The following is a 23,925-nucleotide window of genomic DNA, read 5'->3' as shown; positions in this document are numbered from 1 at the left end:
ATCATTGGGTATGCGCCGGTCAGAGGGCGAACCGGGCCCCGTGCCGGACTCCGTACCCGGCCCGTACCGGGGGTACGGGAGACCGCATAGGGTGTCCCGGTGACGAACGAAGCGACACGCGCGGACGAAGACCGACTGCTGTACGGCTGCATGGGCCTCGGCGGGAGCTGGGAACCGGGCCCCTACGCCCCCGAGGACATCGACGCCGCCGAAGCGGCCGTCGAGGCGGCCCTCGACAGCGGGATCACGGCCTTCGACCACGCCGACATCTACCGGCACGGCAAGTCCGAGGCCGTCTTCGGCGAGGTGCTGGCGCGCACGCCCGGCCTGCGCGAGCGCATCACCCTCCAGAGCAAGTGCGGCATCCGGCTCGGCGACGCGGAGCGCCCGGGGATGTACGACCTGCGCGGCGGGAGCATCGTCCGCCGGGTGGAGGAGAGCCTGACCCGGCTGCGGACCGACGTCCTCGACGTCCTCCTCCTGCACCGCCCCGACCCGCTGGCCGACGCCGACTCCGTCGCGGAGGCCCTGCACTCCCTGCACCGGCAGGGCCTCGTACGGTCCTTCGGCGTGTCCAACATGGGCGCCGCGCAGATCGCCCACCTCCAGGCCCGGCTCGACGTACCGCTCGTCGCCAACCAGCTGGAGATGAGCCTGCACAGCCGTGACTGGGTCGAGGCCGGGGTGCTGCTGAACACCCCCGCCGCAACGCACAACGGCTTCCCCTTCGGCACGCTGGAGCACTGCCGCGACCACGGCATCCGCCTCCAGGCATGGGGCGCCCTCGCGCAGGGACGTTTCACCGGCCGCCAGGAGACGCCCGCCGAGCACGCCACCGCCGAGCTGCTGGCCGAGCTGGCCCGGAGCAAGGACACCACGCCCGAGACCGTGCTGCTGTGGTGGCTGATGCGCCACCCCGCCCGGATCGCGCCGGTCATCGGCAGCGCCCGGCCCGAGCGGATCCGCGCCTGCCGCGACGCGGCCGTACGCGAGCCCGAGCTCACGCACGAGGAGTGGTACGGGCTCTGGGTCGCGGCCCGAGGAGTTCCGCTGCCCTGACCCGGCCGGACGGGGGGCGGGGATCCAGGACGAGGACGAGCGGGGGAGAACGGTGGGCCGCCGGTTCGGCTGGCTGTGGGCGGCCTACGGGGTCAGCGCTTTCGGCACCTGGTTCGCGTTCGACGCCTTCGCCCTCATCGCCATCCTCGCCCTGGACGCCGGGCCCGCGCAGGTCTCCCTGCTGGCGGCCACCGGGCTCGCCGTGGGCACCGCGGCGGCGATCCCGCTCGGGCCGTGGGTGGAGTTCCGCCCCAAGCGGCCCGTCATGATCGCGATGGACCTGGTGCGCTGCGCGGCGCTGCTCAGCATCCCCGCCGCCTATGCCCTCGGGGTGCTCGGGCTCGTGCAGCTCGTGGTGGTCTCCGTGGTCGTCAGCGCCGCCGGGATCGCCTTCAACGCCGCCGCGGGCGCCTACCTCAAGTCGCTCGTACCGGCGGAGGACCTGCTCCGGGCGAACGGCCGCTTCGAGTCCACCACCTGGACGGCCACCGTGCTCGGGCCGCCCCTCGGCACGGCGGCGATCGGCCTGTTCGGCCCGGTCGTGACCCTGGCCGCCGACGCCGTCAGCCACCTGCTCTCGGCCGCCGGGCTCCGCGCCATCGGCGGCGACGCCGACAGGCCCGGAGAGCCCGGAGAACCCGGAAAGCACGGAAAGCCCGGAAGGCGCATCCGCCGCGGCGACCTCCTCGAAGGCTGGCGGTACGTCCTGGCCCACCCGGCCCTGCGCCCGCTGTTCTTCAACACCGTCCTGGTCAACGGCCTGATCATGGCCACCTCGCCGCTGCTCGCCGTCCTCATGCTCGGTGAGCTCGGCTTCGCCCCCTGGCAGTACGGCCTCGCCTTCGGCCTGCCCTGCCTCGGCGGCATCCTCGGCGCCCGGCTGGCCCGGCCGCTGGTCGCCCGGTACGGACGGCACCGGGTGCTGCGCACCGCCGGGACGCTGCGCGCCTGCTGGCCGCTCGGGCTGGTCCTCGTCCGGCCCGGTGCCGAAGGGCTCGCGCTGGTCGTCGCCGTGGAGTTCGCGCTGATCACCTGCATGGGCGTGTTCAATCCGGTCTTCGCCACCCACCGCCTCGAACACCTCCCCGCCGACCGGATCGCGCGCACCCTCGCGGCGTGGTCGGTCACGGGCAAGACCGCCGTCGCGGCGCTGACCGCGCTGTGGGGGCTGCTGGCCGGGCTCACCGGCCCGCGCGCGGCCATCGGCGCCGCCGGTCTGCTGATGCTGCTCACACCCCTGCTGCTGCCCCGCCGTGAGGCATGAGCGGCCGGTCCGGGGGAGGGGGCGGCGCCCGTCACCCCACCGGCACCGCGCCACCCGTACGACGTATCGCGCCACGCCCGGCTGACGGCGCACCCGGCCCGACCGTTTCTCCGGCGCGCCCAACTGCCGTGTGCGGTACGGTCTTTCACGCGTCCGGTGGTGGCCCCGGGACCGGTCGAACGCCGCCCTCGGGCGCCCGTCGGCCGGGCCGCCGCATCGAAAATCCATCCGTACTTGCGGGTACTGCGGCCGAATGGCGCCGGATTTGATAGTTCTGGATTGGTCCGGTGTGAGAAAGCTGCGGGAAGGACAGGGCATGTTCGATCTACTGCGCCCGAAGACCGAGCTGTGCCCCTTCTGCAAGGCCACCGCCGACGACGGTGTGGTGCGGACCCTGCGGACGGGATCCGGCTCCCTCTCGGTGACCTGGCACGCCGTCGACTGCCCGCACTACGCGGCCGACCGGATCCTCGCCGAACGGGAGGGCTGAGCCCGTCGGGGCCCGTCCGCCGGGACCCGGTCCACCCGGCCGCGCCCGCCTCACCCCGCCGCGGGAGCCCCCGCCTCCTCCGCCTCCCGCGCGGCCCGCCGGCGCAGCGCGTCCTCGTCGGTGTGCGCGTCGTAGGACACCAGCTTCGGCAGCAGCGCGGCCAGCACCGCCACCGAGGCCACACAGGCCAGACCGCCGCTCCAGACGGCGGCCCGGGTCCCCGTCCAGCCCGCCATCGTGCCCGCCCGCACCTGGCCCAGCTGCGGCCCCACGCTGTACGAGAGCACCTCGATGCCCGCCAGCCGGCCCCGCAGTTCCTCGGGGATGGTCTGGTTCCAGATCGTGGCGCGGCCCAGCCCGCTCAGCATGTCGCCCGCACCCGCCACCGCCAGGCACACCAGCACCAGCCAGATCCCCGGCACCAGACCGGCACCCACGATCGCCAGGCCCCAGGCCGTGGCCCCGAACACCACCAGCAGCCCGTGCCGGCGCACCCGCGACACCCAGCCGCTGGTCAGCCCGAGCAGCAGGGACCCGACCGCGCCCGCCGCGTACATCAGGCCCAGCGCCCAGGTGGCGTCCAGCTCGTCCGCGAGGAAGGGGAAGATGGTGTTCGGGAAGGCGAAGAACATCGCCGCGAGGTCCACGGCGTACGTCCCCAGCAGCACGGGCCTGCTCCACGCGTACCGCGCCCCCTCCCCGATGGCCCGCAGGGACGGCCGCTCCGCGCCCTCCACCGGCGGCGCCGGGCTGAGCCGCAGGCACAGCAGGACGGAGAGGGCGAAGCCCACCACGGTGACGGCATAGGCCGAGGACGCCCCGGCGTAGGCGACGACCAGGCCCGCCAGCGAGGGGCCGGCGATCGCGCCGAACTGGTAGCGGAGTCCGTTCAGCGCGGCCGCCGCGCTCAGCTGGTCGTGCGGCACGATCCGCTGCATCAGCGAGTCCAGCGCGGGCCGCTGGAGCCCGGCCAGCGCCGACACCCCTGCGGCCACCACGTACAGCGGCCACAGCAGCGGATCCGGCAGCAGCGCGTTCACCAGCAGGACCAGGGCCAGCAGCCCGAGCCCCGCCTCGGTCAGCAGGATCATCCTGCGGCGGTCCACGGCGTCGGCGAGCGCGCCCCCGTACAGCCCGCAGACCACCAGCGGAATCAGCTCCACCGCACCCATCGCACCCACCGCCAGCGGCGAGTCCGTCAGATGCTTGATCTGCAGCGGCAACGCGATCATCGCCATGAAGGAGCCGAAGTACGCGACCGTCCCCTGGTAGAACAGCAGCCGGAAATCACGGCTGGATCGCCACGGGGCGAGATCGGGCAGAACGGCGGTCCATCGGGAAGTGCTCACGACAGGCCATCGTCGGCGCCCGCGCCTTGCTCCGGCAAACGGTTTTTCCGTACGAGGGCGAAGGCGAGGGCGAAGGCGGGGGGCCAGCCAGGGCCGGGCCGGGGCAGCGGCCCGGCCCGCCCCGGACGGGCGAATCCGGGGCCCGGCGCGTGGCATCCCCGCCCCGCCGTGGCACCCATGGAGCATGCCGCAGCCCGTGTCACCACTCCTGCGCACGGCCGCGTCGTACGCCTGGCGCCTGCTGGTCGTCGGGACCGCCGTCTACGTGGTCTTCGCCGTCCTCGGCCGCTTCCACGAGATCGCCGTGGCCGTCTTCCTCGGCCTGGTCGTCACCGCCCTGCTGTGGGCGCCGACCCGGGGTCTCGCGCGCGCCGTGCCCCGCCCGCTCGCCGTCACCTGCTGCCTGCTCGGCAGTACGGTGCTGCTCCTGGGCGTGCTGACCCTCGTCGGCGAGGCCGTCGCGGGGGAGAGCACCACCCTGGTCCGCGAGTTCCGCGCGGGCCTCGGCAGCATCGAGCGATGGCTGGAGCGGCCCCCCTTCCGGCTGAGTCCGCGCGCCCTGTCCGACGTCCAGGCCAAGGCCGCCGAATACCTCTCCAGCCACCGCTCCACCCTGCTCAGCCAGGCGGTCAGCGGCGCCGGGCACCTGGTGCACGTCCTCACCGTCCTCGCCCTCGGCGTCTTCTGCTCGGTGCTCTTCCTGCACGGCGGGGACCGGCAGTGGGCCTGGTTCTGCGCCCAGCTGCCCGCCTCGGCGCGCGAGCGCGTGGCCATCGCCGGACGGGCCGCCTGGCGGACCTTCACCGGCTACACCCACGGCATCGTCGTCGTCGCGGCGACCAACGCCGTCCTGGTGGGCCTGGCGCTCTACCTCCTCGGCGTGCCCCTGGCCGTGCCGCTGGCCCTGCTGGAGTTCTTCGCCGCCTTCATCCCGCTCATCGGCTCCCCGGTCGCCCTCGCCATCGCCGCCGTGGTGGCACTGGCGGCGAAGGGGCCGGTCGTCGCGGCCGTCGTGGTCGCGCTGATCGTGGTCATCGGCCAGATCGAGGGTCACCTGCTGCATCCCCTGGTGATGAGCCGGGCCGTGCGCCTGCACCCCCTCGTCGTCGCGATCTCCGTCGTCGCGGGCGCCATCGCCGCCGGGGTGGTCGGCGCCGTGGTCGCCGTCCCCCTGGTCTCGGTGACCTGGTCGGTCCACTCGGCGCTGCGCGAGGCCCGTCTCGGCGCCCGCCTCACGGCCGGCGACTGAACCGCCGCCGTCCGGCACAATCGCCTGATGAGCGAAGAAGACCCTTACCTGTGGCTGGAAGACGTATCCGGCGAGGCCGCCCTCGCCTGGGTCCGGGAGCGCAACGCCGAGACCGTGGACGCGCTGACCGGTGCGCCCGGGTTCAAGGTCCTCGAACAGGAGATGCGCGAGGTACTGGACGACGACGGCCGGATCCCGTACGCCGTCCGCCGCGGCGGCCACCTCTACAACTTCTGGCAGGACGCCGAGCACGTCCGCGGGCTGTGGCGGCGCACCACCCTGGAGGAGTACCGCACCGACCGCCCCGACTGGGAGGTGCTGCTCGACCTCGACGCCCTGGCGGAGGCCGAGGGCGAGAAGTGGGCCTGGGCGGGCAGCCGGGTGCTGGCCCCCGAGCACCGGCACGCCCTGGTCCAGCTGTCCCGGGACGGCGCGGACGCCTGCGTGGTGCGCGAGTTCGACCTGGAGACCCTGGAGTTCGTCCCGGACGGCTTCACCGTCCCCGAGGCCAAGACCCGGATCGACTGGATCGACCGCGACAGCGTCTGGCTCGGCACGGACTTCGGCCCCGGATCGATGTCCCCCTCCGGCTACCCCCTCCAGGTGCGCCGCTGGCGGCGCGGCACCCCGCCCGGCGAGGCGGAGCTCGTCTTCGAGGGCCGGGCCTCGGACCTGTCCGCCTCCGGCTGGCACGACGACACCCCCGGCTTCGAACGGGACTTCGTGCACCGGCAGATCGACTTCTGGAACCAGGAGCTCTTCCTCCTGCCCGAGGACCCGGCCGCCCCGCCGGTGAAGATCGACGTACCGGACGACGCCAACGCCTCCGTCTTCCGCGACTGGCTGACCGTCACCCTCCGCACGCCGTGGCTCGGCCACCCCGCGGGCGCCCTGCTCGCCTTCGGCCTCCCCGCCTTCCTGGCCGGGGACCGGCGGGCCGAGGTGCTGTTCACCCCGGACGAGCGCACCGCGCTCGCCGGCTACACCTGGACCCGCCACCACCTCATCCTCGGCACCCGCGCCGACGTCTCCTCCGCGCTGGAACTGCTCACCCCGGGCCCGGACGGCTGGAGCCGCGCGCCGCTGCCCGGCGTACCGCCGCTGTCCACCGCCTCGGTCACCTCCACCGACCCCGACGTCGGGGACGAGTACTTCCACCTCGTCACCGGCTTCCTCCAGCCCTCCACGCTGTACCGGGGCACGGCCGGCGAGGAGGACACCGAGAGCGTGAAGCGCAGCCCGGCGCTCTTCGACACCGCCGGGCTGTGTGTGCGCCAGTACTTCGCGACCTCCCCGGACGGCACCCGCGTCCCGTACTTCGTCGTCGGCCCCGAGGACCGGCCCGGCCCCGGCCCCACCCTGCTCTACGGGTACGGCGGCTTCGAGGTCTCCATGGTCCCGCAGTACAGCGCCCTCACCGGCCGGGCCTGGCTCGCGCGCGGAGGCACGTACGTGGTCGCCGGCATCCGGGGCGGGCACGAGTACGGGCCGGCCTGGCACCGGGCGGCCCTCGGCGCCCACCGGGTCCGCGCCTACGAGGACTTCGCGGCCGTCGCCCGGGACCTCATCGCCCGGGACATCACCACCCCGGCCCAGCTGGGCATCGAGGGCGGCAGCAACGGCGGCCTGCTGATGGGGGCCATGCTCACCCGCGAGCCGGAGCTCTTCGGCGCGGTCGTCGCGCACGTGCCGCTGCTGGACATGCTCCGCTTCCACAAGCTGCTCGCCGGGGCCAGCTGGACCGCCGAGTACGGAGACCCGGACGACCCGGCCGACCGGCCCCACCTGGAGGCCATCTCCCCGTACCACCGCATCGCCTCGGACGGTCCGGCCTATCCGCCGCTGCTCCTGCTGACCTCCACCCGCGACGACCGCGTGCACCCGGGCCACGCCCGCAAGATGGCCGCCCGGCTGCGGGAGGCCGGGCACCCGGTGCTCTTCCACGAACACCTCGGCGGCGGCCACGCGGGGGCCACGGACCACCGTCAGACGGCCTTCAACAAGGCCCTGGTCCACACCTTCCTGTGGGACCGCCTCAGCCCGCGCTGACCCGGAGGCGGACGGCGGGCCCTACGCCTGCCCGGCGAGCGCGGTGAGCAGTTCGCGCTCCCGGGCGGTGCTCAGACCCGCCCGGCGCGGGCGGTCCAGGCCCTCCGCCCGCTCCCACTCCAGCAGGTCCGCCAGCATCTCGGCCCGCGGCCGGTGCCGCAGCCCGGCCGCGTGCGCGGCGGAGCCGTCGCGGGCGCAGAAACCGGCCCACTCCGGATCCGGCATCCACAGCGCCATCGACTCGGGGCCCATGAACTGCCCGACGCCCTGGTCCAGCAGCCACCCCGGCTCCGCCTCCGCCACCGGCCCGGTGTGCCCGGCCACCTCCCGGGAGAGCTCCACCCATGCCTCGAAGGGGACCACCGGGCCCACCGCGTCGTAGGTGCCGGTCGTGCCCCGCTCGGCCAGGTCCAGCAGCCAGCCCGCCAGATCGCGGACGTCGACCGCCTGCGTGGGCAGGCCGGGGGAGCGCGGCACGAGCACCGGCTGCTCCACCGGCCGCGCCGAGCGCGCCACCCAGTAGCCCGAGCGGCCGCTGCCGTCACCGGGACCGGCGATCAGGCCGGGCCGGGCGATCACCAGCCGGTCGCCCACGGCCGCCCGCGAGGCCGCCTCGCAGGCCACCTTGGCCTCCCCGTACTCCTCCCGGTCCGCCCGGCCCGCGCCGAGCGGGGCGAGCAGCGGGGCCGATTCGTCGGCGCCGACCGTGCCATGGCTCGCGTAGGCGCTGATGGAGGAGACGTACGTCCAGTGCCGGGCCCGGCCGGCCAGCGCCGTGAGCGCGTCGCGGACGAAGTCCGGCTGCCAGGAGACCTCGACCACGGCGTCCCAGTCCCGGCCGAGGAGCCCGGCGTAGGCGGCCCCCTCCGCCCGGTCCGCCGCCACCAGCCGTGCCCCTGGGGCGACTTCACCGCTCTCCCCGCGCGCCAGGCAGGTCACCTCGTGCCCGCGCTCCAGCGCCTGCCGGGTCAGCTCACGGCCCAGCCACGCGGTCCCGCCCAGTATCAGAAGATCCATACCGCCACCTCAGCACACCCCGGCCGCGCCCGGGAGCCCGCTTCGCGCTGGGCGAAGGAAGCCGCCGCGCACGGCGGCCGGGCTCAGAGGTCGCGCCGCATGCACACCCGCGGCCACCGGTCCAGGCCGTGGGCCGCCTCGCGCGCCCGGATCTCCCGCAGCCCGGGGGTGAGCGCGCCCTCGTCCAGGACCCGGAAGCCGCAGCGGGCGTAGTACGGGGCGTTCCACGGCACCGCGGCGAAGGTGGTCAGCGTCAGGGCGGCCGTCCCCTCGCCCGCGGCGAACTCGGCCAGGTGCTCCAGCAGCGAGCGGCCGATGCCCCGGCGGGCATGGTCCGGGTGCACGGACACCTGCTCCACGTGCAGGGCGTCCTCGACGCGCTCGGCGATGAGGTAGGCCACCGGGAGGTCGTCGGCACCGGCCGCGGCCCAGGCCAGTCCGGCGTCGAGGTGGGCGGCGAGCTCGGCGGCGGTCGGCGGCTCGTCCTCCGCGATCTCGGCCATGCCGACCTCCCGGAAGCAGAGCCCGGCGGCCCTCTCGATGTCCTGGAGGACCGTCAGTTCGTCGGGGCGCACCGCTCGTATGGGCATGGGGGCCATTCTCCCCGACCCCTCCGGCCGGGGCGCTGTGCTCCGTACGAGTTCTCTTCGGGAGCCCGTTCGGCCGCACCGCCCGAGCGCATGATCATCGGGTTGGCCCTCCATCGGTTTGATACGGCTATGCCACGAATGCGACGGACACGACCGACCAAGGCGTGGGGCGCCGTCGCTGCGGTGACGGGGGCCATGCTCGCCATCGCCGCAGCGCCCGGCCGGACCCCCGACGGGGCCACCGCCGACGGGACCTCCTCCGGCCCGGGGCGGGAGACGTCGGTCACCCTGCTGGTGGGCCGGGTGCTGGACGAGGGACCGGCCTCCGGCGCCGGGCCCTGCGCGGCACGGGTGTTCCGGCCCGGACTGTGCAGCGGCTGGCAGGAGCAGCGCGTACGGGCCACCGCGCGCGGCGCCGGAGCCGTCCTGCCGGAGCCCTCGCCCGGCCGGGGGACGCACCCCGTACGCCCGGAGGGACGGCCCACCGACGCCGGCGGGCCGCTGGAGATCGGCCTGGCGCAGCCCGGCCGGATCACCGACGTCACCGTCCGGGACAGCCGCGGCCGCCACCTCGCCGGGGTGCTCGGCCCGCACGGGGACCGGTGGGCGAACCGCGAATCGCTGCGCGCGGGGGAGACGTACACGGTGCGGGTCGGCGCCCAGGACGCGGCCGGCACCCCCGTCGGCGTGGCCATGGCCTTCCGTACCAGCCCGCCCGCGGACGGGGGCCGGCTCACCGCCGAGTTCGGGCCGGGCCCCGGCACGTACGGCGCGGGCGAGATCGTGACCGCCGCCCTCAGCCGGCCGGTGCCCGCCGCCGACCCGCTCGCCCGGGCCCGGGTGGAGCAGGCGCTGGAGGTGACCTCGGAGCCGCACGTCGAAGGGGCCTGGCACTGGGTGGACCCCGCGACCCTGCACTTCCGGCCGCGCACCTACTGGCCCGCGCACACGGAGGTCCGCGTCCGCAGCGGGCTGGACGGGGTCGAGGTCGGCGAGCACCACGGCGGCCCCTCCGAGGACCTGCGCTTCACCATCGGGGACCGGATCGAGGCCGTCACCGACTCCGCCACGCACCGGATGACCGTACGCCGCAACGGCCGCGTGATCCGGACCATCCCGGTCACCACCGGAAAGGCCGGCTTCCGCACCCGCAGCGGCATCAAGGTGGTGCTGCGCAAGGAGCAGAAGGTGCGCATGCGCGGGGACAGCGTCGGCATCGCCCGCGGCACCAAGGAGTTCTACGACCTGCCGGTCTCCTACGCGACGCGCGTGACCTGGAGCGGCGAGTACATCCACGCCGCGCCCTGGTCGGTGGAGGCGCAGGGCGAGGAGAACGTCAGCCACGGCTGCACGGGCATGAGCACCGAGAACGCCGCCTGGTTCTTCGACACCGTCCGCGAGGGGGACATCGTCGAGGTGGTCAACAGCGGCGGCGAGCCGATGGCGCCCTTCGACAACGGCTTCGGGGACTGGAACGTCGACTGGCGGTCCTGGCTGGCGGGCAGCGCCCTGGCGGACACCGACACGGCCCCGGCGGCGGCCCCGCACACGCCCAGCAGGCTGCACCCGACCACCTGAGCGGCGGCCCGTACGATCAGCTCATGATCAAGGGAGTGATGTTCGACTTCTCCGGCACGCTGCTGCGCATCGAGTCCGTCGAGGAGTGGCTGCGGGCCACCCTGGAGGAGACCGGGGCGCGGCTGTCCGACGCGGAGTTCGAGGGGGCCGTACGGCGGCTGACGGAGTACGGCGCGCTGCCGGGCGGCCCGGCGCCGCAGCACGTGCCCGACCACCTCCGGGCCGCGTGGGACGAGCGGGACGTGAGCGCCGCCCTGCACCGCGCGGCCTACGGAGGGCTGACCGAGGCGGCGGGCCTGCCGGATCCGGAGCTGGTGGGGCCGCTGTACGAGCGGCACATGAGCCCCGCCGCCTGGCGCCCGTACCCGGACGCCGTGGAGACGCTGGGCGAGCTGCGGCGCCGCGGTGTGCCGGTGGCCGTGGTCAGCAACGTCGGCTGGGACCTGCGGCCGATCTTCCGGGCGCACGGGCTGGACGAGCTGGTGGACACCTATGTGCTCTCCTTCGAGCTGGGCACGCAGAAGCCCGACCCGCGGATGTTCCGGGCGGCCTGCGAGCGGCTGGGCCTGCCACCGGCCGAGGTCCTGATGGTCGGCGACGACCGCACGGCGGACGGCGCGGCCCGCGAACTCGGCTGCCCGGTCCACTTCGTGGACCACCTCCCGGTCACCCACCGCCCGGCGTCCCTGACCCCGGTCCTCGACCTGCTGCCGGGCTGAATCCCCTCGCGGGGGCGGGGCGGGACCGGCCGCGCCGCGCCCTACCGGGCGTTGCGGCGTGCCCGGCGGGCGCGTTCGAAGGCCGCGGCGTCCGGGATCCAGGGGCCGAACGGGTCGAGCGCGGCGCAGCCGCCGAGGGCGAAGGCGGTCACCAGGTCCCGGTACGCGGCGAGGCCGTCGACCAGGACGTATTCGACCCGGTACGCCGGATCCGCGCCGCCCCTGCCCTCGCGGACCGTGGTGATCCGGGCGGCGGAGTCCGCGTAGAAGTGGAGCTGGATGCCCTCGCCCCGCTGCTCGTCCTCGATGGTGAAGACCTCGTTGTCCGCGGCGGAGCGGTCGCCTACGAACTGCCAGAACTCCGCGGAGGCGCTGCGCGGGCCGTTCCGCAGCCATTTCCTCTCGGCGCCCTTGTCGTCGGTGAACGTCAGGGCCGTCTTTTCCGCGCTCCCCGCGCGCTGGGCGGCGGGCTTCGCTTCGTCCTCAGCGGGTGTGTTCCGGGAGCGGGCCGCGGTCTCCGCGCACATCAGGGAGCTCACCGTGCGGACCGCGTCGTCGGCGAGCGCGGGGTGCGCGCGGCGGACGGCCGCGCTGACCGTCGCCGCCACCCGTTCCCACTCCTGCTTGTCCGTGGCGCGGTTTCCCCGTCGTGGATCGAGGCCGATGCGCATCCCGGCGCACGCCTGCTCCGCGGTGGTGATCACGCGCATCACTCGCGGCAGCAGCGCGGCGTCGACGGCGTCCGGCAGCCGCCGGGGAATCGTCGCGCCGTGCGCGTACTGGCCCGTGTACCGCAGAATCGCGGCGTCGAGCGGGCCGAGGACCACTCCGCGCTCGGCGCGACGCCGGTCCGCGTGATGCTCCTGGGCACGCTTCTCATTCGGCGTGCCGGTCGCGGACCGCATCGCCGCGCAGACCTGTCCGCGCCCGAGCAGCGCGAGGTCGGCCCCGTGGGCGACGAGCCGGTTCCTGTCCCACCGGATGCGGCGGAAGAGAGCGTCGACGTCGGCGGGCGGGGAGAGGAGAACCGGGTCCAGGAGTGCGACGGCGGCGTCCTCGTCGAGCGGGCCACGCGTTCCGGCGGCTTCGCACAGCGGAAGGACCGCACTCCACAGCAGCAGATGCCGGGCCAGGTCCTCCCGGATCACCGCGAGGTGGGCCTCCTCGACCGGGAAGGTGAACGTGCGCGGTTCGTGGTTGGCGTCGGCCCCGGCGCCGAGCATCAGTCTCAGCCCGTCGTTCTCGCGGATCACGACCGGGATCCAGCCGCTGCCGCGGGTGAACACGATGTCCCTCATGAGCTCAGGGCCTCGTCACGCCCACCGCGCGCATGCGTCCGCAAGGCGTGCCTCGGTACGCACCCAGACCTCGCCGCCGGCAGCCCCGGCCGGGGCGGCGACCTGTTCGAGGCCGAGGAACGCGATGAGCGCGAGCAGTTCCGCGCGGTCGGCCCGGTCCTCGTCGGCGCCGTGCGAGTCGAAGAAGACGTGGAACGCGTCGCTCGGGTCCACGAAGCCCGAATCCGCCCAGATCCGGGCGACCTCTCCGAGCGCCGCCGCTTCCGTCGTGAACGCGGCGGCGCGGGCCGCGCCGCGGGTCTCCGGTGGCGCGTCGAGATCGGCGGGGTCGGAGAACCACTGGCCGAAGTGGTCGAGGCCGGCACAGCCGTTCTCGAAGAACAGCATCGCGCTCAGAAGGTAGCGGTTGGGCCGGTCGATCCGGAGGTGTTCCGACCGGGGACGGTCCGCCCCCTCGGTACGGGTGATCACACCCTGACCCGGTATGAGGACCAGACTCTGCCCCGTCGCCTCGTCAGTGATGGTGTACGTGCCGGCGCCCTGGGCGCCCCGGTCCCGGAAGAACGCGGAGAAGGCCACATAGGCTTCCTGGGCGTCGCCCACGGAAACCTGCTGTTCATTGCCGTCACCGGCGGCGAAGACGAACCGCTTTGGTCCGGGGGCGTAGGGGCGGGCCATGGGAGTCCTTCGGTCGGGTGATGACTCCCGCAGCCTAGCCGCCTCCGTAGCCGCCCTACGGGCCGGTCTCCAGGACCGAGAGGACGTTGCCCGCCGGGTCCTTGAACCAGGCGATCGGGGGGCCGCCCTCGCCGCGGGCGATGCCCTTCCCGTCCTGGCCGAAGCCCTCGTAGCGCTCGAAGACCACCCCGCGCGCGCTCAGGCCGTCCACGGCCTCCTCCACGTCCGGGACGGGGAAGTTCAGCACGGTGAAGGTGGCGGGGGCGTGGCCGCCCTCCTTGGGGTACAGCAGGATCCTGGTGCCGCCCTGGAGGTCCAGGACGAGCATCCCGCTCTCCTCGGAGACCCGCAGCCCGAGGGTCGAGCCGTAGAACTCCCTCACGTTCTCGATCGAGTCGACCGAGAAGCCGCTGAACGCCTCGCTGGCTCCCAGCATCGTCCTCGCTCCCTCCACCCGGTTCGCGGCCGCACGCGGCCCTGCCCGTCTCATCGTCCCTCCGATCCGGCGGGGGCGCAGCGCGGGCCCGTGGGCCGGATCACACCGGGCCCGGCCGCGTGCGTGACCTCGCTCACGGCGGGGCGGGACGGCGGTCGAGACGTCGCACGTCAGACGCTTCCGAATGGGACAAAATGCGCAAATCGTGCAATCAACTCGGTTTATCTCATATGCGGCTTGACGGTGTGTCAGCGTCGCACGGGCGATACATAATCGGCCCCGGTCGTCTCCGGAAGCAGTGGAGCCGAGGGGAGCCGGCCGACCTCCTCGGCGGAACCCCGCACCGGACCGATCCTCAAGGCGTTGTAGATGTCCCTGCCCAGCCGCACCCGCCTCGCGGCCCTGGTCGCCGCGCTGTCCGTCGGCGCCGTGGGCGTGACCACCTGGGCCTCCGGCCCCGGCAGCGCGCAGCCCCGGGTCGCCCCCGAGGCCGCCGTCCGGCCCAGCGTCACCGAGGGCTCCGTCGTCCAGATCGTCGCCCACCCCGACGACGACCTCTTCTTCATGAACCCCGACGTCAGCCGCTCCATATCCACCGGCGTCAAGGTCACCACCGTCTACCTCACCTCCGGCGAGTCCGACGGCCGCAACGAGGCCCACAGCCCGCACCTGGAGGACCCGGCCGGCCCCGCCGACCGCGCCGCCTACGCCGAGGCCCGCCAGAACGGCATCCGCGCCGCCTACGCCGAGATGGCCACCGGCAGCCGCGCCAGTGCCTGGCAGCGCAAGGCCGTACCCACCGCGGGCGGCGGCAGCGCCGAGGTCGACGTCCTCCTCGCCCGGCCCGAGGTCAACCTGGTGTGGATGCAGCTGCGTGAGGCCCGCAGCATCTCCGGCGACAACCCGGACAGCCTGCGCGGCCTGTGGGACGCCAAGGTCCCCGCGCTGGGATCCCAGCTCACCTCCGCCACCCCCGTCGGCGCCCCGTTCTCGTACACCAAGGACCAGGCCGTGGACGCCATAGCGGGCATCCTCGCCCGCTACCGGCCGACCACCATACGTACCCAGGACCCCACCCCCGGCCGGGCCGCGGGCGGCGGAGCCTTCCACGACCACCAGGACCACATGTACGGCGCCCGCTTCGTGCAGGCCGCCGCCGAGCGGTACGCGAAGTCGGCCGGGCGGCCCCACTTCTCCGTCCAGAACTACGTCAGCTACCCCAACAGCGCCCTCCCGCCCGTCCTCGACCCGCGGACGGCCGAGGAGAAGCTGGGCTACCTCAAGACCTACGCCTGGATGGACCGCAAGGACTGGTGCGGCAGCCCGGCCGGCTGCGGCGACCGCAAGACCGCCACCCGCCCCGCCGGAGCCGGCTGGAGCCAGGCCATCCGCTACAGCCGCGGCGAGGGCACCCACTGGATGACCGAAGGGACCGGCGGCCGCCTGTGGGCCTTCGCTGTACTCGACGGCCGGATGGCGTACTGGACGCGCAGCGGCCCCCAGGGCACCTGGGAGGGCCCCCGCTTCCTCGCGGGCACCGGCATGGACGCCGGGGCCACGGCCGTCCGGCTCCCCGACGGCAGGGTCGCCGTCCTCGGCACCCGCACCACCCTCGGCGCCACACCCCAGGCGTACGCCCGCGAGCTCGTGTACGCCGTCCAGGACGCCCCCGACGGACCGTTCGGGCCCTGGCGCTCGCTCGGCACCCCCGACACCGCCGACATCCCCGGCACCTCGGCGATCAGCGGCCCGGCCGTCGCCGTGGACGGCGAAGGCCGCCTGACCGTCTACGTCCGCGACTCCCGGCGCACCCTGCGCGCCCGCACCGAGACCGCGCCCGGCGCCGCCTTCGGCCCCTGGCAGTCCCTCGGCGGCGCGGGCCTCCAGGGCGACCCGGTCACCGCCACCGACGCGGCGGGCCGCACCCACATCTACGCCGCCACCACCACGACCGTCCTGGCCTGGACCCGGCCCACCCCCGGCGCCCCGCCCGCCGGCCCCTTCCCGACCGGCCTGCCCACCACCACCGGACCGCTCTCCGCGAGCCCGGAGGGCGACGGCGTCCGGCTGTACTTCCGGCAGCCCGGCACCGGTACCGTCGCCACCGCCCTGGCCACGGCGGACGGCCCGGCGCCACGCCTGTCCGCCGTCACCGAGACGGGCGGCCGGGGCGGCTACGGCGCCGTCGGCGTCGCCGGCCCCCTGCTCGCGGGCCGCGCGGGCAGCGGCACCGTCGGCGTCGCCGCCACGGCCGGGGCGGCGCCCGACTGGGCCGAGTCCCGGATGCTCTTCACGGGCGCACCGGCCGCCGTGGCCGGGCCCGACGGCACGGCCACCGCGGCCGCGCTCGGCCTGGACGCCGGACTGCACGTCCTGTCGGCCCCCGCGCCCGGATCCGAGCCGGTGAGCAGCCGCCCGCCGCTGCCGTGGCACCGGGCCGTCGCCCCGAGGGAGGCGGCGCAGGCCGCCGGCGCGGACACCGCCGCCTCGGCGGAGCTCAGGCCGTAAGCCGTCCCCTCCGGTGGCAGTGGGGGCCGCGCCGGGCGAGGATGACGGGCAGGCCCGGCGGGCACCCACCCGGCGCGGCCCGGCTCCTCACCCTCGGCGATCGGGGCCCCATGACGCCACGCACCCGCTCGTGCCGCCTCCCGTACGGGCGCCCGCGCGCCGGACCGGCCCGTTCCGCGGGCCTGCTCGCCCTGCTGGCCGCCCTCGCCGCCGGATGCGCGCCGGCCACCGCCCCCGACCGGGGCTACCCCGAGCTGGGACGCACCCTCGGAGCGCTCTCCCGCGCCCTGGAGGACGGCTGCGACACCACCCGCCCCGCCGGCTGCGCCCAAGAGCTCGACCGGCTCCGCGCGATATCCGACCGGGCCTTCGCGCAGGTCCTCCACCACCGGCTCCTCGACCCCCGCTACCTCGACGCCCGCGAGGCCCTGCACCGGGCGCGGGAGACCCGCCTCGCCGCCGCCCGCGAGGCCCGCGCCCGCCGCGATCCGCGGCACCCGCCGCTCTGGCGGGCCGTGGCCGCCGAACGGCGCGCCTACCGCGAGCTCCTCACCGCCCTGGAAGCCACCCGTAGCACCCCGCCGCCGGGCCAGGGCACGGACCCCGTCTGAGCCGCCGTCCTAGAACCGCGCGGGCGGCGTCGGCAGCCCGCGCCCTTCGAGCGCCGCCAGCGAGAGCACCACGAGCGAGCCCGTCCAGGCCAGCGGCGCGATCGAGGAGGCCCGGCCCTCCCGGTCCACCTTCTCCGACAGCTCGCCCAGCCCGTTCCGCTTCGCCAGCACCCAGTCCAGCACCCGCCCCGCCCGCACGGGCCTGCCCGTACCGGCCCACGCGAGCGCGAAGAAGGCCGTACTGGGCGTCCACGCGTTCCCGCCCCACGGCGCCGCCGGGTCGTTCCCCGGCGTCAGGCCGCCGCTGGGCAGCAGCAGGGCCCGGTACGAGAGGTCCAGCGCCCGGGGCAGACCGGCCGGCGCCCGGTTGAACGGCGGGGCCATGAACGCCACCGCGCTGTCGTGGCCGTGCCGCCCGTCGGCGGTACGCCGGTAGCCGAGCGGGGCGAACCGCGCGGCGATCCCCGCCGAGAGCCGCCCCGCCGCATGGGACCAGCGCGCCGCGTCCTGCGCGCGGCCCGCCTCGCGGGCCAGATCGGCGGCAGCGTTGAGACCGGCGAGCAGGGGAGCGGCCGTACCGATGTTGGGGGTGGGCGTGGCCAGCTCCCAGTAGTCCGGGGAGGCCGGCGGCAGCCCGTCCGCCCGCAGCGAGTCCGCCGCGTGGTCCGCCGCCCGGCCGAGCATCGCATAGAGCGCGAGCAGCCGGGCGCGCCGGTCGGCCCGCGGGGCCTTCTGGTACCACTGCCAGGCCGCCCAGGGCACCCAGCCGTTGGCGTCGAGCTGCCGGCGCCGGGCGTCCGGCGGGCCCGAGCCGTCGAGCAGGGTCCGCGCCTCCCAGGAGCCGTCCCGGCGCTGGGTCGCCGCGCTGTAGCGCAGGATCCGGTACGCCTCGGCGTCGTGCCCGGTGTGCGCGAACGCGGCCGCGACGAAGCTGGAGTCGCGCGGCCACGAGTACTTCCAGCCGTCCGTCCACCCCGCGGCCAGGGCCCCGTTCGGCCGCAGCAGGGCACGCATCGCCAGCAGCGCGCGCTCGGCGGCCGCCCGCCGCGCCGGTGTGGCACCGGGCACCCGGCCCGCGGCGAGCCAGGCGCGGCTGCGGCCGATCTGCCGCAGCGCCGCCGGATCCCCGGCCGGGACCACCACCGAGACCGTGCCGCCGTCGGGCAGGTACTTCCACCGCCCGTCGGGCAGCCGCAGGACATGGCCGCCCTCCACGTACCGGGCGCCCGCGGCGGTGGACGCCGCAACCCCCTCCGCCGAGACCGCGTTCGCGAGCAGCCCCACGGTGGGTGCGGCCAGCATCGACACCGGCGCCGGGACCCCGGCCACCGCACCCCGCTCCGGCACCACCGGGATCACCGGCGGACCGGCGGGCCGCGCCGAGCGCTGCGGCGGATACGCGCCGCCCGCGCACAGCGGCACGGCGACCCCCGCCAGGGCCGCCGTCACGAACGCCCACCGGACCAGCAGGGCACGGGGCATCGGCACTCCCTCCGTGGGGCCGCCGCAGGCGCGGACCCGGAGCCCCCATCCTCGGAGAGCCCCCCGGGGGCCGCCACGGAACACCCGCCGCCCGGGTGAGCGGATGCCCGCCGGGGGCGTCCCCCGCGCGACGGGCTCCGGATGCCGGGGGCGCACGCCCGTGCTCATCATGGGAACGCGCGCGCCCCGCCCCCGGGACCGGCGGGCGCCCCGGCCGCCCGGCGCGCCGGGCCCCGCTGCGAAGAGGTGGTGGATGAGCACGGCCGCGATCGAGGGCGAGGACGTCCGTACCCCTGCCACCACGACCGGCCGCGCCGCCCGCCGCCCCCCGGTGCCGCGCGGCCTCCTGCCCGGCCTCGGCGCCGCGCTCGTCGCCGCCGCCGGGGGCCTGCTGGCCGTCGGCTGCTTCCTCGGGCTCTACCTCCGCCCCACCTCCGACGACTGGTGCGCCGGATTCAAGGCGCGCGACCTCGGCGTCCTCGGCATCACCGCCGACTTCTACACCACCCAGAACGGCCGCGTCACCAACGCCTTCCTCAGCGGCATCGTCTACGGCGACGGACTGACCGGCGTCAAACTGCTCCCCGCCGCCCTCGTCCTCACCCTCACCGCCGGCCTGGTCCTGCTCGGCCGGGAGTGCGTCCGGCTCCTCGGCGGCCGCCCCCTGCTGCTGCTCCTCACCGCGGCCGCCCTCGTCCTCCAGGCCCTCCTGTACTTCGGCGGGACCCGCACCTACCAGGTCCTGCTGTGGGCCCCCGCCACCATCTCCCACACCGTCCCCGCCGTCATCGGCGTATGGGCGCTCCTCGCAGGCGTCTGGACCGTACGGCAGCCCCGCGCGCCCGCCCGTACCGCCGGCTTCGCCGCCGCCCTCCTCACCGGCTTCGCCCTCGGCACCCTCAGCGAGCCCTTCGCGCTGGTCAGCGGACTGCTCGCCGCCGGGGCCGGGCTGCTCGCCCTGCCCCGCATCGGACTGGCCCGCGACCGCCGCCCCTTCACCTGGTGCCTGCTCTACTGCGCCGGACTGCTCACCGGCCTGATCGTGCTCTACACCTCCCCGGGCGCCCGCTGGCGGCGCGCCCAGCAGCCCGAGACGGCCTCCCCGCTCTCCGCCGCCGAACTGGAGGCCACCTTCCAGGACTGGCTGCGGATGTGGGACACCGTCACGGGCCAGTGGGCCTACCTGGGAGCCGCCGCCGTCGGCGTCCTCCTCGGCCTGGCCCTCGGCCGCGCCCGCTACGGCCACGCCGTACGGAAGCCCGCGCGCGGGCGGACCGTACCGCGCCCCGCGCTGGCCGCCCTGCTGCTGCTCCCGGTGCCCGTGCTGCTCCTCGGCTCCTTCGCCGTGATGGTGGGCCTGCGCAGCGGCTACGGCCCCACCGGCTGGACGTACGCCCGCACCTGGACCAGCCACCTCGTCCTCATGGAACTGGCCCTCTGCGGCTACGGGATGCTGCTCGGCGTCTGGCTCGGCCGGTACGCGGCGGCCCGCCCGCACCCCGGGCGCGCCCTGCTCACCGGGGCGGCGGTGGCCACCGGCTGCCTGACCCTGGCCTCCGTGGCCGTACTCGTCCCCGCCGTCCGCGACCTGACCACCGCCACCGTCACCCGCGCGGCCGCCTGGGACGCGCAGAACGCCCGGATCCGCGCGGAGACCGCCCGCGGCGCCACCGACGTGGGCTACCGGCCGCTCCCCATCGGCAGCCTCGCCGAGCCCTTCTACACCCGGGACTACGACCGGGACTGGGTCGCCGCGTGCGTGTCGCGCTGGTACGGCGTGGACCGCATCCACCGCCGCTGAACGGGCCGCCGCGCGCGGGCGGTTTTCCCGGTGTGCCCGCCGTACGAGGGCTTCCGGTGGCAGGGTGGAGGGCATGTGCGGCCGATACGTCTCCACCCGTAGCCCCGAAGACCTCTCCGGCCTCTTCCAGACCGCGCCCCCGGACGTGGGAGAGGCGCCGGAGCCCAGCTGGAACGTCGCCCCCACCGACACCGTGTGGGCCGTCCTGGAGCGCGCCGACCGGGAGAGCGGCCTGCTGGAGCGCCGGCTGCGGCCGCTGCGCTGGGGGCTGGTGCCCTCGTGGTCGAAGAGCCTCGCCGACGGCGCCAGGATGATCAACGCCCGCGTGGAGACCGTCCACGAGAAGCCCGCCTTCCGCCGCGCCTTCGCCAAGCGCCGCTGCCTGCTGCCCGCGGACGGGTTCTACGAATGGCAGTCCGTGCCCGCCTCCGGCGCGGCCAAGGCGTACAAGCAGCCGTACTTCATCCGCCCCGAGGGCGAGGAGGTGATGGCCATGGCCGGGCTCTACGAGTTCTGGCGCGACCCGGCCGTCGCCGACGACGACGCGCCGACGGCCTGGTGGGCGACCTGCACCATCATCACCACCGAGGCCACCGACTCGGCCGGCCGGGTCCACCCGCGGATGCCCCTCGCGCTCGCCCCGGCCGACTACGAGGCATGGCTGGACCCCTCCCACGAGGACCCGGAGGAACTGCGGGCCCTGCTCGCCGCCCCGGCGGGCGGGCGGCTGGACGTCCGGGCCGTCTCCACGGCGGTCAACAACGTCCGCAACAACGGGCCCGAGCTTCTGGCGGAGCCCTCGGCCCCGGGGCGCTGAACCGCCGGCGCTGCACGGGAGCCCCGGGTCACAGCCGGATCCGGGCGGCCACCGGCAGGTGGTCGGCCGTCGTGGCGGGCAGCGTCCGGATCCCGGCCACGGTCAGCGAACGCCCCAGGACCTGGTCGATACGGGCCACCGGGAAGGCCGCCGGCCAGCTGAGGGCCATGCCCCGGCGCGGGGCCTCCAGCCGGGCGGTGACCGGGGCGAGCCCCCGGTCGTCCACCGTGCTGTTCAGGTCGCCCAGCAGGAGGACCCGGTCCACCTCCTCGGCGGCGAGGGCCGCGCCGAGCAGCCGGGCGCTCTCGTCCCTCGGCCCCGAGGCGAAGCCGCCCGCGCGGAGGCGGACGGAGGGGAGGTGGGCGACGTACACGGCGATCTCACCCCGCCCGGTGCCGACGACGGCCCGCAGACCGCGGTTCCAGTCCGGGCCGAAGCCGGACGGCCGGATGTCCAGCGCGCGGACCCCCGCCAGCGGGCGCTTCGACCAGAGCCCGACCGTGCCGTGCACCGCGTGGTGGGGGTACGCGGCGGACAGGGCGGCGGTGTAGGCGGGGAGCGCGGCGGGCGTCAGCTCCTCCAGGGCGATGAGGTCCGGCTCGGCGCGGGCGAGGGCGGTCGCGGTGCCGGTGGGATCCGGGTTGTCGTCGGCGACGTTGTGCTGGACGACGAGGAGGTCGTCCGGCCGGTGCTCCGCCGGCAGCAGCAGCGGGCCGAAGAGGGCCGCCCAGACGGCGGCGGGCAGCAGCAGGGCCACCAGGGCGAGGGCCGACCGGCGCAGCAGCGCCGCCACGAGCAGGACCGGCACCACCAGGCCGAGCCAGGGCAGGAACGCCTCCAGCAGACTGCCGAGGCCGCCGATCCGGTTCGGTACGGCCCGGTGGAGGGCGAGCGGACCGGCGGCGGCCACGGCCGCCGCGGCGAGCCACCGGCCGCGGGGCCGGCGCGAGCTTCCCCGGGCGCCGCCGTTCGTTCTCACTGCTTGTCCCCGCCCCGCTCGTACGGCGTCCGCCGCCCCGCTGTCACGCGTCAGGACGCACGGGCGGCGGCCCGGGTTCCCGTACGGCGGGTGTGCGAGAGTGACGGCTGAGTCGCAGGGGGCGGCCGGGACGAGGACGGGGAGAGTCACCATGGGTGCTGGCGGGAACGGCGCGGGCGCCGCGCGGGTCGCGGTCGTGACGAGCGGGCCCGGTGCGGCCCAGGACGCGGACCTTCCGCTGATCGTGGCGGGTCTGCGCGATGCGGGGCTGGCGGCCGAGGCGGTGCACTGGGACGCGGAGCACGTGCGCTGGGACCGCTTCGACCTGGCGCTCATCCGCTCGACCTGGGACTACGCCGGACGCCTGGAGGAGTTCCTGGCCTGGGCCGATGCCACCGCCCGGGTCACGCGGCTGTGCAATCCGGCACCGGTGGTGCGCTGGAACAGCGACAAGCGCTATCTGCTGGACCTGGCCGCGCGCGGGGTGCCGGTGGTGCCGACGCGGTTCGTGGAGCCGGGCGGGCCGTGGGCGGAGGAGGACCTCGGGGCGGGGCGGCCGGTGGTGGTCAAGCCGTCCGTGTCGGCGGGGGCGCGGGACACCGCACGCTACGAGCCCGGCCAGCTCGCCGATGCCGCACGCCATGTCCGCATGCTGCGGGAGCAGGGCCGTACCGCCATGGTCCAGCCGTACCTGCGGCTCGTGGCGGAGGGGGAGCGGGCGCTCGTCTTCCTCGGCGGAACGTTCAGCCACGCCATCCGCAAGGGGCCCCTGCTGACCGAGGCCGGGGTGGTGGACAACGCCCGGGTGGCGCACCCGGGGGCCGCCCCGTACCGGCCCTCCGAGGCGGAGCTCGCCGTGGCGCGGGCCGCAGTGGCCGCCGTACCCGGTCCGGAGGGGCCGCTGTTCGCGCGGGTGGATCTGGCGCTGGACGAGGGGCGGGAGCCGGTGGTGATGGAACTGGAGCTCATCGAGCCGAACCTGTTCCTCGGGATGAACCCGCGGGGCCTCGACCGGCTGGTGGCGGCGGTGGCGGGCGCCGGGGAGGCCGTGGCCGGCGGGGCCACGGCCTGAGGCCGTCTCGTTCCGGGCCTTGTCGGGCCTTGCCGGGCGCGCCCGGGTCCGTACGCCCGGCGGTTCAGCCCAGGCGGCGGCGGAGCCGTCGGCGGCGCAGGAGCAGGCCGACGCCCGCTCCGGCGAGGGCGGTCACGGCCACGCCCGCCGTGGTCCACCAGACGGCGGCACCCTGGGAGCTGCCCGAGGCCGTCGGCGCGGGGGAGGGCGGGGTCGCCGTAGAAGGGGCGGAGGCCGACTGCGCGCCCGAGGCGGTGCTGGGAGCGGGGGCCGGGACGGAGGGCGCGGGGGTTCCGGGGCCCGCCGTCGCGGTGCCGCCCGTTCCGGTACCGGCGGTTCCGGTGCCTCCCGCGGTGCCCGGGGCCGGGTCCACCACGGGGACGCCGACCTCCAGTTCGCCATGTCCCAGCTCGGGGAAGCCGACGTCGACGCTGACTTTCCACGAGCCCGGCGGCAGCACCTCGGCCGTGGTCCAGCCGGCGGGAGCCGCGGCCGGGTCGCGGACCAGGATCCACGGGCCCATGGTGCGGGTGCCGTCACCGCTCACCGCGTTCACGGTGGCGGAGACCGCCTCGTCGACGGCGTCCCCGTCGTTCTCCCAGGTGATCTCGGCGGTGACATGGCCCGCCCGCTGCCCGGTCACCACCACCTTCAGGGCGTCGCCGTGGGCATGGGCCACGGAGGGAAGCAGGAACAGGAGGCCGAGGGCGGTCACGGCGGCCGAGAGAGCGATTCGTATGCGCATCGTCGAGGTGCTCCGGTCGAGATGAGGGGAACCGGCGGACGGCCGCGTCGTGCGGCCCCGCGGCGCCGTTGGGTGGGGAGCATGACCGAACTGCGTACCGACCGCCTCCTGCTGCGCCGCTGGCGCGACTCCGA

At 75.6% G+C, this 23,925-nt stretch carries 21 protein-coding genes; 12 read left to right on the top strand and 9 right to left on the bottom strand.

Annotated elements, in window-relative coordinates; all coding sequences use genetic code 11:
- The first annotated feature begins 99 nt into the window (after positions 1-99).
- The 3 genes from ABZ873_RS17065 to ABZ873_RS17055 all read left to right on the top strand — a co-directional run bounded on the left by ABZ873_RS17065 (position 100) and on the right by ABZ873_RS17055 (position 2,813).
- Entirely contained in the window at positions 100-1,059 is a 960-nt protein-coding gene (locus ABZ873_RS17065; protein WP_360871867.1) for an aldo/keto reductase, read from the top strand.
- Between the two features lie 52 nt (positions 1,060-1,111).
- Positions 1,112-2,323, top strand: a complete 1,212-nt coding sequence (locus ABZ873_RS17060; protein ID WP_360871864.1) for an MFS transporter — start codon at positions 1,112-1,114, stop codon at positions 2,321-2,323.
- A gap of 316 nt (positions 2,324-2,639) precedes the next feature.
- Positions 2,640-2,813 (top strand): hypothetical protein, encoded by a 174-nt coding sequence (locus ABZ873_RS17055; protein WP_360871861.1) that lies wholly within the window; start codon positions 2,640-2,642, stop codon positions 2,811-2,813.
- A 50-nt stretch (positions 2,814-2,863) separates the two neighbouring features.
- On the opposite strand, the gene ABZ873_RS17050 is transcribed toward ABZ873_RS17055, so the two are convergent.
- A complete protein-coding gene (locus ABZ873_RS17050) occupies positions 2,864-4,162 on the bottom strand; it encodes an MFS transporter (protein ID WP_360871858.1) in 1,299 nt (432 codons plus the stop codon).
- Between the two features lie 184 nt (positions 4,163-4,346).
- Here ABZ873_RS17050 and ABZ873_RS17045 point away from each other — a divergent pair, with 184 nt between their 5' ends.
- Together ABZ873_RS17045 and ABZ873_RS17040 are read left to right on the top strand one after the other, a co-directional pair.
- Positions 4,347-5,411 carry an AI-2E family transporter gene (locus ABZ873_RS17045; protein WP_360871855.1) on the top strand — a complete coding sequence of 355 codons (1,065 nt, stop codon included), beginning with the start codon at positions 4,347-4,349 and terminating at the stop codon, positions 5,409-5,411.
- Positions 5,412-5,438: 27 nt separating this feature from the next.
- On the top strand, positions 5,439-7,460 hold the full coding sequence (locus tag ABZ873_RS17040; protein WP_360871852.1) for a prolyl oligopeptidase family serine peptidase: 2,022 nt from the start codon (positions 5,439-5,441) through the stop codon (positions 7,458-7,460).
- A gap of 21 nt (positions 7,461-7,481) precedes the next feature.
- Here ABZ873_RS17040 and ABZ873_RS17035 read toward each other — a convergent pair whose 3' ends face one another.
- Together ABZ873_RS17035 and ABZ873_RS17030 are read right to left on the bottom strand one after the other, a co-directional pair.
- Positions 7,482-8,477 (bottom strand): NAD-dependent epimerase/dehydratase family protein, encoded by a 996-nt coding sequence (locus tag ABZ873_RS17035; protein ID WP_360871849.1) that lies wholly within the window; start codon positions 8,475-8,477, stop codon positions 7,482-7,484.
- A gap of 83 nt (positions 8,478-8,560) precedes the next feature.
- Positions 8,561-9,067, bottom strand: coding sequence for a GNAT family N-acetyltransferase (locus ABZ873_RS17030; RefSeq protein WP_360871846.1), 507 nt, complete (start codon positions 9,065-9,067; stop codon positions 8,561-8,563).
- 138 nt (positions 9,068-9,205) lie between these two features.
- Here ABZ873_RS17030 and ABZ873_RS17025 point away from each other — a divergent pair, with 138 nt between their 5' ends.
- Positions 9,206-10,645, top strand: coding sequence for an Ig-like domain-containing protein (locus tag ABZ873_RS17025; protein ID WP_360871842.1), 1,440 nt, complete (start codon positions 9,206-9,208; stop codon positions 10,643-10,645).
- A gap of 23 nt (positions 10,646-10,668) precedes the next feature.
- Positions 10,669-11,364: an HAD-IA family hydrolase gene (locus tag ABZ873_RS17020; protein ID WP_360871839.1), complete on the top strand. Its 696-nt coding sequence runs from the start codon at positions 10,669-10,671 to the stop codon at positions 11,362-11,364.
- A gap of 41 nt (positions 11,365-11,405) precedes the next feature.
- Here ABZ873_RS17020 and ABZ873_RS17015 read toward each other — a convergent pair whose 3' ends face one another.
- The 3 genes from ABZ873_RS17015 to ABZ873_RS17005 are packed head-to-tail and all read right to left on the bottom strand — an operon-like array spanning position 11,406 to position 13,776.
- Positions 11,406-12,662, bottom strand: a complete 1,257-nt coding sequence (locus tag ABZ873_RS17015) for a DUF6357 family protein (RefSeq protein WP_360871836.1) — start codon at positions 12,660-12,662, stop codon at positions 11,406-11,408.
- Between the two features lie 15 nt (positions 12,663-12,677).
- Positions 12,678-13,340, bottom strand: a complete 663-nt coding sequence (locus ABZ873_RS17010; protein WP_360871833.1) for a DUF6357 family protein — start codon at positions 13,338-13,340, stop codon at positions 12,678-12,680.
- A gap of 55 nt (positions 13,341-13,395) precedes the next feature.
- Positions 13,396-13,776 carry a VOC family protein gene (locus tag ABZ873_RS17005; RefSeq protein ID WP_360871830.1) on the bottom strand — a complete coding sequence of 127 codons (381 nt, stop codon included), beginning with the start codon at positions 13,774-13,776 and terminating at the stop codon, positions 13,396-13,398.
- A gap of 369 nt (positions 13,777-14,145) precedes the next feature.
- Between ABZ873_RS17005 and ABZ873_RS17000 the strand changes: the two genes are divergently transcribed.
- Positions 14,146-16,284, top strand: coding sequence for a PIG-L family deacetylase (locus tag ABZ873_RS17000; protein ID WP_360871827.1), 2,139 nt, complete (start codon positions 14,146-14,148; stop codon positions 16,282-16,284).
- Between the two features lie 110 nt (positions 16,285-16,394).
- Entirely contained in the window at positions 16,395-16,895 is a 501-nt protein-coding gene (locus ABZ873_RS16995; protein WP_360871824.1) for a hypothetical protein, read from the top strand.
- 9 nt (positions 16,896-16,904) lie between these two features.
- Here the strand turns inward: ABZ873_RS16995 and ABZ873_RS16990 are convergent, their stop codons facing one another.
- On the bottom strand, positions 16,905-18,377 hold the full coding sequence (locus ABZ873_RS16990; RefSeq protein WP_360871821.1) for a hypothetical protein: 1,473 nt from the start codon (positions 18,375-18,377) through the stop codon (positions 16,905-16,907).
- A gap of 253 nt (positions 18,378-18,630) precedes the next feature.
- On the opposite strand from ABZ873_RS16990, the gene ABZ873_RS16985 reads away from it, so the two are divergent.
- Positions 18,631-20,178, top strand: a complete 1,548-nt coding sequence (locus ABZ873_RS16985) for a DUF6056 family protein (protein WP_360871818.1) — start codon at positions 18,631-18,633, stop codon at positions 20,176-20,178.
- 73 nt (positions 20,179-20,251) lie between these two features.
- The gene (locus tag ABZ873_RS16980; RefSeq protein ID WP_360871815.1) at positions 20,252-20,995 is read left to right on the top strand and encodes an SOS response-associated peptidase; all 744 of its coding nucleotides are present in this window, start codon (positions 20,252-20,254) and stop codon (positions 20,993-20,995) included.
- Between the two features lie 28 nt (positions 20,996-21,023).
- Here ABZ873_RS16980 and ABZ873_RS16975 read toward each other — a convergent pair whose 3' ends face one another.
- Entirely contained in the window at positions 21,024-21,974 is a 951-nt protein-coding gene (locus ABZ873_RS16975) for an endonuclease/exonuclease/phosphatase family protein (protein WP_360871812.1), read from the bottom strand.
- Between the two features lie 151 nt (positions 21,975-22,125).
- On the opposite strand from ABZ873_RS16975, the gene ABZ873_RS16970 reads away from it, so the two are divergent.
- Positions 22,126-23,046, top strand: coding sequence for a hypothetical protein (locus ABZ873_RS16970; RefSeq protein WP_360871809.1), 921 nt, complete (start codon positions 22,126-22,128; stop codon positions 23,044-23,046).
- Between the two features lie 64 nt (positions 23,047-23,110).
- Here the strand turns inward: ABZ873_RS16970 and ABZ873_RS16965 are convergent, their stop codons facing one another.
- The gene (locus ABZ873_RS16965) at positions 23,111-23,791 is read right to left on the bottom strand and encodes a hypothetical protein (protein ID WP_360871806.1); all 681 of its coding nucleotides are present in this window, start codon (positions 23,789-23,791) and stop codon (positions 23,111-23,113) included.
- Positions 23,792-23,925: the final 134 nt, after the last annotated feature.

This window comes from Streptomyces sp. NPDC047014, from assembly GCF_040644195.1.
In the GTDB taxonomy this organism is placed as follows: domain Bacteria; phylum Actinomycetota; class Actinomycetes; order Streptomycetales; family Streptomycetaceae; genus Streptomyces.
Note: the sequence above shows the minus strand (reverse complement) of the source record. Positions and strands in the feature narration are given on the sequence as shown.